At 45.3% G+C, this 9,834-nt stretch carries 9 protein-coding genes; 7 read left to right on the forward strand and 2 right to left on the reverse strand.

Features of this window, described 5'->3' with window-relative positions; genetic code table 11:
- Positions 1-85: 85 nt before the first annotated feature.
- A complete protein-coding gene (locus tag WBA23_RS10635; protein WP_424582258.1) occupies positions 86-3,202 on the reverse strand; it encodes a SusC/RagA family TonB-linked outer membrane protein in 3,117 nt (1,038 codons plus the stop codon).
- A 316-nt stretch (positions 3,203-3,518) separates the two neighbouring features.
- On the opposite strand from WBA23_RS10635, the gene WBA23_RS10640 reads away from it, so the two are divergent.
- Positions 3,519-4,754, forward strand: a complete 1,236-nt coding sequence (locus WBA23_RS10640) for a hypothetical protein (protein ID WP_424582259.1) — start codon at positions 3,519-3,521, stop codon at positions 4,752-4,754.
- Positions 4,755-4,772: 18 nt separating this feature from the next.
- Here the strand turns inward: WBA23_RS10640 and WBA23_RS10645 are convergent, their stop codons facing one another.
- Positions 4,773-5,546 (reverse strand): TerC family protein, encoded by a 774-nt coding sequence (locus tag WBA23_RS10645; protein WP_424582260.1) that lies wholly within the window; start codon positions 5,544-5,546, stop codon positions 4,773-4,775.
- 235 nt (positions 5,547-5,781) lie between these two features.
- On the opposite strand from WBA23_RS10645, the gene WBA23_RS10650 reads away from it, so the two are divergent.
- The 6 genes from WBA23_RS10650 to WBA23_RS10675 all read left to right on the forward strand — a co-directional run.
- Entirely contained in the window at positions 5,782-6,714 is a 933-nt protein-coding gene (locus WBA23_RS10650) for a 1-phosphofructokinase family hexose kinase (RefSeq protein WP_424582261.1), read from the forward strand.
- Positions 6,693-7,235 (forward strand): GNAT family N-acetyltransferase, encoded by a 543-nt coding sequence (locus tag WBA23_RS10655; RefSeq protein ID WP_424582262.1) that lies wholly within the window; start codon positions 6,693-6,695, stop codon positions 7,233-7,235. The genes WBA23_RS10650 and WBA23_RS10655 overlap by 22 nt, the downstream gene beginning before the upstream one ends.
- 78 nt (positions 7,236-7,313) lie before the next feature.
- Complete coding sequence (locus WBA23_RS10660; protein ID WP_424582263.1) at positions 7,314-7,673, forward strand: hypothetical protein; 360 nt, start codon at positions 7,314-7,316, stop codon at positions 7,671-7,673.
- Positions 7,674-7,763: 90 nt separating this feature from the next.
- A complete protein-coding gene (locus WBA23_RS10665; RefSeq protein ID WP_424582264.1) occupies positions 7,764-8,387 on the forward strand; it encodes a TetR/AcrR family transcriptional regulator in 624 nt (207 codons plus the stop codon).
- Between the two features lie 161 nt (positions 8,388-8,548).
- Positions 8,549-9,508 (forward strand): hydrogenase, encoded by a 960-nt coding sequence (locus tag WBA23_RS10670; protein ID WP_424582265.1) that lies wholly within the window; start codon positions 8,549-8,551, stop codon positions 9,506-9,508.
- Positions 9,509-9,525: 17 nt separating this feature from the next.
- A partial coding sequence (locus tag WBA23_RS10675; protein ID WP_424582266.1) for a nickel-dependent hydrogenase large subunit occupies positions 9,526-9,834 on the forward strand: 309 nt, incomplete at its 3' end.

Below are 9,834 nucleotides of genomic sequence, written 5' to 3' on the forward strand. Positions count from 1 at the left end.
GTAGTCTTCGCAACTACTAAAGGATAGCATCAGTGCCGACAGTAACCCAAATTTTAGTATATAAGAAAATTGTTTCATGATTTAACTACAAAGTTACATTGAGAGTGAAAAACATGCTGTGTACTCCGGGGTAGCCCAGCCCAGTAAAAGCGGTGGCATTGCCTCCAGCTCCGGCACTAAATGATTCGGGGTCGAAGCCGTTCCAAGGAGTCCATAAGATTATGTTGTTGACAGTAGCCCGTAAACTAACCGCAGTAAAAGGGGTGGAGTCTAACCAGCTAGCGGGTAAGCGATAGCCCAGCGCTAGGTTACGTAGTTTGATGAATGAAGCGTCCTGCACAAAGTTTTCGGATACTCCCCGGTAGTAGTTACGGTAAAAACCGGCTCCGTAGTCACGTCCGTCCGGGCCAACTCCTTGCCCCATCCAAACCTCTTCGGTATTAGCTGAGCCATCTTCCTGTACTCCATCAAAAACGACTACATCGTTACGGTTAAGTGAGTAATCTAGCTTACCAAAAGCGGAGTAGAAGTTGTTGAACTGATCGTACTGATCAATTCCCATCCGGGCATCAATAAGGAACGAAAGTTCCCACCCTTTGTAGTTAAAGGTATTGCGTAGTCCTCCAAACCAGTCGGGCTGCGAATTGCCTAAAATTAGCTGATCGCGGTTGATAGCAGGAAAGCCAGCATCGCCACCGGCTCCATTAACTACTACCGGACGATCACGGTCTAAAGTAGTAAGGTCTTCCGGAGCACCTCCTGAGTAGAAACGTTCGTAGCTTCTTCCGTACAGGTTACCGTAGGCTTCGCCCTCAATAAGTTGTAAGGTTACCGAACTTCCGGCGTATCCAAACTGGCTACCGAGTACAATGGTCTCAATACCCTCCCGAATCTCTACCACTCTATTGCGGTTGCGGGTAAAGTTCACCGAAACGTCCCAAGAGAAATCGGCGGTTCGAATAGGAGTTCCTCCTAAAATAAGCTCAATTCCTTGATTCTCAAGCTCCCCAGCATTAGTAATAAGGCGAGTAAAACCAGTAGCGTTAGAAACCGGTACGGAGATAATCTGGTCTCGGCTATTCTGCTTATAGTAAGTAAAATCTAATGACAACCGATTATTCCAAAACCGAAGATCAGTTCCCAATTCAATCGCAGAGGTACGCTCAGGTTTTAAATCAGGGGTACCAAAGCTACTGTTTCGGCTAAACCCAACGACTCCGTTGAGAGGGAATTTATCGGGTGCAGTATAAGTAATTGCCGTAGAGTACGGCGGAGCATCCTTCCCTACTTCTGCGTAGGAAGCCCGGATTTTACCGTAACTTAAAAATTCAGAAGCATCTATTATTTCAGTGAAAACTAAACCTAAGTTCACTGAAGGATAGAAGAAAGAGCGGTTCTCTTGAGGAAGCGTAGACGACCAGTCATTACGCCCAGTAAAATTTAGGTACAGAAAGTTATCGTAGTTTAACAACAAGTCACCGTATACCCCTACTAATCGGCGCTCGTTTAGGTTGTACCCAGTTTCTAGCTGATTTGTATTGCTCAGGTTGAAAAACTCGGGAATAACAAAATCATCACCTCGTGATTGCAGACTATTACGGCTACGATCAAAAATATCATTCCCCAAACGAAGGGTGGCTTGCAATTTTTCGGCAAATGTATGATTGAATGTGAGGTTTAACGTAGAGTTAATATCCCGACTAGTGATCCGGGTTTCTTCAATAAAACCCGTACTGCTTAAGGCTTGTTCACCCGCAATGCCTCGCGGGCCAGGTGTAATCTCGGTACGCTGATCGCTGTAAAAATCAGTTCCTACCCGGTACTGAATGCCAAACCATTCGGTAGGCCGGTAATTGATATTTACGTTACCAATGACCCGATTTACATTATCTTCATAGGTGGCAAAACGCGCGTCATAGATAGGGTTGGTGTTACAGTAGGTGTTTTGAGTTCCGTCCGGATTAATATAGTCCGTTACGTCTTGGGTGTTAGCCCAGTACATAAGCCGCTCCATCATCCGGTCGTGCGGCACGCGGTTGCCTCCCGAGTTAATATAATTGATAGAGCCAGTTACATCCAGTTTATCGGTCATGCTGGCTGAGCCCGATAGTTTCACCGATGTCCGTCCCCAGTCGCTAAATGGCATCACCCCGTCTTGCTGTAAGTTAGCAAAAGAAGCATAGAACGTAGCGTTTTCGCTACCGCCCGATACGCTGACGGTGTTGTCAATCTGCATTCCGGTTTCCATAGTATTACGAGTATTGTCGTAGAATTGATGCTCAGGTTCAATGACCTGTACGGCGGACACGGGTGCTCCCCAACTGGGCCAAAAGCTAGTAGGTTGGTAGTTACCCGAAAACCCTTGTCCGTACTGTTCCTGAAACTCTGGGTACTGATTGATCTGCTCAAAGCCGACGCTACTGCTTAGGTTCACCTTAACGGCTCCGGCCTGCCCTTTCTTCGTTGTAATAATTACTGCACCATTGGCCGCGCGTACTCCGTAGAGTGCCGTGGCTGCTGCACCCTTTAGTACGTTCAGTGACTCAATATCATTTGGGTTTAGGTCAGCCACCCGGTTACTAGCTCCGCGAGGGGTTCCGTCCGACTCCTCGGTACTGTTGTCAATCGGCACACCATCTACTACAAACAACGGTTGATTGTCTGCATTAGGATCTAGTGAAGTAATTCCTCGGATGATAATACGAGAGCTCATACCGGGTGCTCCCCCTGCGTTAGTAATTTGCACTCCGGCTACCCGGCCTTGTAATGCATTTACTAGATTAGGCTGCTGCGCTTGCTGTAGTTCTTCGGCCTGCAATTCTTGTACCGCGTAACCAAGTTGCTCCTTCTCCTGCTCAATACCAAAGGAAGTTACTACTACCTCGCTTAGTTGGGCTACATCAGAGCCTAACGAGACATTCACTTCAGAGCGGCTGCCTACCGTCTGCTGCTGGGCTTCGTACCCGATAAAGGAAAATACTAAAACGGCATCGTCTGAGTCTACCGAAATGCGGTAGTTACCGTCAATGTTAGTGACTGTACCGGTAGAGGTGCCTTGCAGGAGCACATTTACCCCCGGTAAAGTTTCTCCGGTTTCGTCAGCCGTAACTGTGCCCGAAACCGTGCGAGATTGGGCGAAGCCTGGCGTGGAGCAAAGTCCTGCAAAAGCTAGCCCAAAAAGTAAGTAGAAGAAATGTTTCATACAGTACAAGTAGAAAGGTTAAGTAAAATAGAAACTAGTTAATTTATTAATGAGGACATCAAATTTATTGACAATAAATTAGAATACAAGTGATATAAGTCAATCCCTGGAGTAAATTTCTACAATCTTATTAGAAAACGAAAGTCAGCTTTTAAGGAATAAACCTAATGTGCTACCAACCTAATCGTTAATTCCTGTAGGAATATACTACAGAAAACTCTTTAAATCTGGACTTTTCTACCTAATACGGGCGATAACAACACGCAGATAAAAGTTGTGATATGTGTATATTCGTCGGAAGTAAATTAGTTAAATAATGCTTTTGCGTATCTACGTATTTATAGGCTGCCTAGGGGCTACTTTGGCTTGTCGTGATGATTCGGTTCAGCAAGAATCAGTTCAGGATGAAGTATTTACCGAATACTTATCCGAAAATCATCGACCTCTGACGTTAACCGATAACCAGATTGACTTTGGGGTCTCTGAAGAAGTATTGGAGCAGTCTCATATCTTCCTTACCGGAGAAATTCACGGCGTAGCCGCCAATGCCGAACTGAATTATGCTTGGTTACAGTACTTGGTATCGCATGCGGGAGTTCGCTACTATCTGGCCGAACTTCCGTACAGTACCGGGCAACTGCTTAACTACTATCTTGCTTCGGGAAACGAGGCTACTCTGAATCGGGTATTTCAGCCTCTGGAAGAAACACTCAGTTGCACGCAGGAAAATTATGCGTTTTGGCAAAAAGTATACGCACTGAACCAAGGGTTGCCTCAAAACGAACGAGTTCAAGCAATCGGTGCCGATATTGAACATCAAACCGGTAGTGCTATCGCGTATCTTGCTACTTTGCTACCGGAAAGTGAGGCACCAGAAAATATAAGCGGACTAATGCAACTAATTCGGCAAGTGCCAAGCCAATCTAAAGGATTGTATACTTCTCTGATCTCGGATCTTCAAGCGAGTATAGCTAGTCAGGCGGATGTATATGAGAGCTACTTAGATGATAATTGGTTGGACTTTCAGTTAGTGGTTGATAATCTGGCTCAGCGGAGCTTTGCCTATGAAACTCGGGAGCAAGCGGGGCAAGCAGCATTTAACCAAGTGCACGATTCTCTCATCTACCAAAACTTTGCGCAGGTCTATCCTCAGCTATTACCCGGAAAATTTTACGGGCAATGGGAAGCGATTCATATCTCCCAGCACGAGCAGAGTGGCACTCGCTGGTTCGGCGCATACCTACGCGAGTTTAAAGATATTCAGCCTCTTTCAGTATTGTCTTTACTGTACCTGTACCAAGATTGCCAGCGAATGGAGAGATCAGGTAGTGCCACTTCTTTTCAGATGCACCCTACTGAGCCGCCTTTTCATTCACTTGTCAGCACGCCGTATACTTTGTTTGACTTGAACCAACCCGCATCGCCTTTTCATGAGCCATTAATCTGGCTTAGCGGATTGGGCACACTTCCCGATAAAGGAAATACCACTGATTTTTTTCAGTATGCCTTACTTATTAGGGGCAGTGCTGCCGCTTCTCAGTTGTCACTATAGGCGGGGTTCAAACTGGGTTTAATGACCTTCTACTACTTTTTCTTTTTGTGCAGGCCGCATTCGCTGTCCTCGGAGCCGCACAGGATTTCTCTTTTTCCGTAGCTTCATATTAAGCACTTCTACTAATAAGGAGAACCCTACAGCAAAATAAATGTACCCTTTCGGCACGTGGAAGTGTAGCCCTTCCACAATGAGCATAAATCCAATTAAGATGAGGAAGGACAGAGCCAGGATTTGTAACGTAGGATGATTGTTAATAAAATCACTTATTTTTCCTGCCAGGGTAATCATAATTGTCATGGCAATAACTACCGCAATAATCATAATTAGAACTTCTTCGGTAAGTCCCACAGCGGTTAGAATAGAGTCAAACGAGAAGACCATATCTAGCAGGATAATTTGTACGATAGTGCCCGCAAATGAAATTTTACGACTGCCATTAGTTTCATCGTGCTCTTCCCCTTCAATTTTATGATGAATCTCGGTAGTGCTTTTAGCTAACAAAAATATACCACCGGCAATTAGAATTAGATCGCGTCCGCTAATTTCAAATCCGAATATAGAGAATAATGGTTCGGTAAAACCAATAATCCAGGCGATACCTAGCAGTAGTCCAATGCGGAAGATAAGAGCTAAAATTAAACCTAAATTGCGAGCCTTAGCTTGTTGATCAACCGGAAGTTTATTAGAGACGATAGAGATAAAAATGATGTTATCGACTCCGAGCACAATTTCTAAGAACGTAAGCGTGAGCAGCGCAATCCAGGCTTCGCCACTAGCAAAAATTTCCATATGGTTTGATCAGTAATACAGTTATAAAAACAGGAAATCACTTTCCTTATCATCGTTAGTACAAAAATTAGCGAAATAAGTTTTAATTGCAAGGGAAAACGGGTGAACCATTAGAGCTTGGGGCGGGGCGCAGGGTGTCAGGAGTTAAGGTAGCGACTACTCATACATATACTCCACGCCCCAAGCCCCGGCACCCAGCCAATCAACAATCGAGCAATTGAACCATAAAAGCACCATGAACATCCTAACTATCACTTTCAGTCCGGCACTGGACAAAAGTACTAGTGTGAAGGGCATTAAGCCTGATTCCAAGTTACGTTGCGAATTACTGCGCTATGATCCCGGCGGGGGTGGGGTAAATGTATCGCGGGCTATTCATAAGTTGGGCGGCGACTCAACTTGCCTCTACGTGGCCGGAGGGCCCACCGGCGATAAATTAGAAAGTATGCTAACCCAAGAAGGGTTACAGCAACACCGGATACCTTGTCAGCAATGGACGCGCGAAAATTTTATTGTAGTAGACACACTGCACGAGCATCAGTACCGCTTCGGAATGCCGGGCGACCCACTGAGTGATGATGAGTGGGAACAAACTCGTATGGCAATAAAAAAGCAACTAGCTACGGCTGATTATGTAGTAGCCAGCGGTAGTTTGCCGCCTCAGTCGCCGATTACTATTTTTGCCGAAATTGCGCGCTGGGCCAACGAGCAGAATGTGCGTTGCATTGTTGATACTTCGGGGGAGGCCTTAACCCGGGCGGCGGCCGAAGGGGTGTATTTGTTGAAGCCGAATCTTAGAGAATTGAGTGCTTTAGCCGGGCAAGAAGAAGTAGTAGGGTTACAGCAGGAGCAACTCGCCCAGCAGCTTATCAGTAACGGAAAATGTGAAGTAGTAGTAATTTCGCTAGGCCCTCGGGGGGCTATGCTGGCTACAGCGGATACTATTGAGTACGTGGCTGCCCCCACCGTACCCAAGAAGAGTACCGTGGGTGCTGGGGATAGTATGGTAGGATCTATGGTGCTACAGCTAGCTCAAGGAGCATCTTTGACCGATGTAGTACGGTACGGAGTGGCGGCTGGCACTGCCGCTACGATGAACGAAGGAACTACACTGTGTCATAAAGAAGACGTAGATCGCTTATACCAATGGATCAAAAACCGAAAGTAAAAAGCGTTCACCTAGACCTAGGTGATGTCCTGTTGCGCCCTTGGCAATTCGGTGATGAAGAAAGTTTAGTAAAATACGGAAATAACTATAAGGTTTGGAAAAATGTGCGAGATCGGTTTCCTCATCCGTATACCATGCAGGACGCTCAAATTTGGGTTCAGATAGCAAATCAAGACCCCACTGCCATTAATTTGGCTATTGTGGTTAAAGGCGAGGCAGTTGGTGCCGTGGGAGTCATCTTTAAAGATGATGTGTACCGCCGCTCAGCTGAGATTGGTTACTGGCTGGGCGAGCCGTACTGGGGTCAGGGAATTACTACCCGAGCAGTGCAGGCTCTGTCTGACTACGTTCTTGAGCATTTTGATGTCTGTCGACTGTACGCTGGAGTGTTTGCATATAATCAGGCCTCGGGTCGCGTACTGGAAAAATCTGGCTATCATCTGGAAGCACGCCTGCGCCAGAGTGTAACCAAGGAGGGGCGCACTGTAGACGAGCTAATTTATGTCCGTTTAAAAGAGTGAAAAAAGGAAAGCGCAAAATAATTAGGAACCCCATTTTATTTCTCTATATTACTTCTACCGTTAGCTAACTTGTATTGAATGAAAAATGATTTTTATCTGGACGAACGGGCATATCAAGAGCTACTGGATGCCTGTAATAATCTTCACTTTACCGAAATAGTGGGCGGTGTGGTAGACTTCAATTTAATGTACGATGACTACTGGCTACAGGACTCGGCAGTTATAGAGAACGTTAAGCTTGTGCAAGGTGAGTGGGAAATATACTTGATATTTGCACACTACAAGAATCCTTACCGCTTAATCAAACGTAAAATCACAAGCTGCTTTTGTCAGTCTAAAGCGCAAACCTTTGCTCGCTACATGCGGCGGCAGGCCGCTAAAGACCAGCGGGGTACACTACAGGTAGACCAGAGCATGTTTCAGTACAACGGTAACTAAGTGAATCGGGGGTGTTCTAAACAAAAATATGCTTAACATTTAGTTTCCCCAATTAGGACTAATAAAGCAACTCAATACGACCTATTAGTAATGGTTGATACCAAGCAAAAGATTACTCAGGCAGCAACTGAACTTTATAATACCTACGGAATTGCCTCAGTAAGACTCCAGCAGATTGCTGATCTAGCGGGTTTAAGCATTGGAAACCTAGCGTATCACTTCAAAAATAAGGAAGCAATCACACTAGCGGTAGTGCAGGACTTAACCGGTGAGGTAAAGGACATTCTTAAGATGTTTCGGCAAACCTCGGATTTTTTAGACTTTGATCGGCAGTTAAGTGAATGGTTCTCCTTCCATCAACGATACGCCTTCTACTTTTCTGACCATACTCCCTGGCTCAACGAGGAGCTTCAGCAACGAAGAGTGCAATCATCTTCCCGTTTGATTTGCCAGATCCAGAAGCGATTTGATTTTCATCGTAAACGAGGAAGTGTTAAGTCAGATATGACTGCGCCTGACGATCGCGCGGTAGCGGAAACTATCGGCATGGTTATTACCCTGTGGCCGTCGCATCGCAGATTGCAGGGCCAGTCAGCAGGTAATGAGAAGGAGTACAAAAAAGCTGTTTGGAGTCAAATGCTACCTTACTTTACTACTCGTGGGTTAGCGGAGTATACTCAGTTAATTCAACCGCTTCTATCTTCTACTAAATAGTAGAAAAACGCAGATTTTTTATCTATAACCAGTATGGGCTCTAAATAAATTAGAAAATATTTTCTAATTAGCGGGCTTTCCTATATATTATCAATTCATTAAAAACAACAATTGAATAAAAGCAATAACTTATTATCCTTTGTCAACCAACCTAATTAATTATGATTAATGTATTATGGCTTCAGGGAGGAGCATGCAGTGGTAACACCATGTCGTTCCTTAATGCTGAGGAGCCTACTGTGGTGGAACTAGTAACCGATTTTGGTATCAATATCCTCTGGCATCCCTCTATCGGCCTGGAAATAGGTGAACAAGTTTCTGATCTTCTTAAAGACTGTATTTCTAAAAAAATTCAGCTAGATATTCTCGTTTTTGAGGGTTCTATCGTACAGGGTCCTCACGGAAAGGGTACCATGAACTACTTTGCCGACCGGCCTATGAAAGACTGGGTAAAGGAGCTCTCTGATGTTGCTCAATTTACCGTAGCTATTGGCGACTGCGCTACCTGGGGCGGCATTCCAGCGGTACAACCTAATCCGAGTGAGTCTACTGGTATGCAATTCTTGAAGAAAGACAAAGGTGGGTTTTTAGGTGCCGACTATAAATCGCAAGCTGGGCTGCCCGTAATTAATATTCCCGGTTGTCCTGCTCACCCCGACTGGATTACCCAAATTCTGGTAGGAATTGCTACCGGACGCGCTAAAGATATTTTATTAGATGACTACCATCGACCTAAAACCTTCTTCACAGACTTCGTGCAAAACGGTTGCCCTAATGTGAACAACTTTGCTCAGAAGGTGGATGGGCACTTTGGTAAACGTGGTGGTTGTCTGTTCTACGAAGTTGGGTGTCGAGGACCAATGACTCGCGCTAGTTGTAACCGTATTCTTTGGAACCGGCAGTCAAGCAAAACCCGAGTAAATCACCCTTGTTTAGGATGTACTGAGCCAGGCTTTCCTCATAATGATTTAGTAAAGGGTAGCGTGTTCAATACCATGAAGTATTTAGGTGTATTTCCAAAAGATGTACCTACGGGTCAGTCTAAACTGATGTACTACGCTCGGGCTGGCTGGGAGAAAGTACTTCCTACGAACGAAGCGCTTACCGAAACCTCAAAATAAAACTATCAATCTATACTATGGAGTCTAAAGAATTAAATATTTCCCCCGTCGGACGGGTAGAAGGTGACCTAGATGTGAGGGTGTATATGGAAAACGGGGTAGTCACCCGAGCCCACACCCAAGCCGCTATGTTCCGCGGTTTTGAAAAAATTATGCAGGGTAAAGACCCCCAATCGGGGCTTATTGTAACCCCGCGTATCTGTGGAATTTGCGGTGGCTCACACCTCTACTGCGCTTCTTCTGCCCTGGATACTATCTGGAAAACCCAGTTAACCCCCAATGCCCTATTACTGCGGGCAATTGGTCAAGCGACTGAAACTATTCAA

Source organism: Tunicatimonas sp., assembly GCF_049647865.1.
GTDB lineage: Bacteria > Bacteroidota > Bacteroidia > Cytophagales > Cyclobacteriaceae > Tunicatimonas.

Bases quoted from the DNA above. Each gene is read 5' to 3' on its own strand.
- WBA23_RS10635 (WP_424582258.1), bottom strand. From the start codon at position 3,202: ATGAAACATTTCTTCTACTTACTTTTTGGGCTAGCTTTTGCAGGACTT.
- WBA23_RS10640 (WP_424582259.1), top strand. From the start codon at position 3,519: ATGCTTTTGCGTATCTACGTATTTATAGGCTGCCTAGGGGCTACTTTG.
- WBA23_RS10645 (WP_424582260.1), bottom strand. From the start codon at position 5,546: ATGGAAATTTTTGCTAGTGGCGAAGCCTGGATTGCGCTGCTCACGCTT.
- WBA23_RS10650 (WP_424582261.1), top strand. From the start codon at position 5,782: ATGAACATCCTAACTATCACTTTCAGTCCGGCACTGGACAAAAGTACT.
- WBA23_RS10655 (WP_424582262.1), top strand. From the start codon at position 6,693: ATGGATCAAAAACCGAAAGTAAAAAGCGTTCACCTAGACCTAGGTGAT.
- WBA23_RS10660 (WP_424582263.1), top strand. From the start codon at position 7,314: ATGAAAAATGATTTTTATCTGGACGAACGGGCATATCAAGAGCTACTG.
- WBA23_RS10665 (WP_424582264.1), top strand. From the start codon at position 7,764: ATGGTTGATACCAAGCAAAAGATTACTCAGGCAGCAACTGAACTTTAT.
- WBA23_RS10670 (WP_424582265.1), top strand. From the start codon at position 8,549: ATGATTAATGTATTATGGCTTCAGGGAGGAGCATGCAGTGGTAACACC.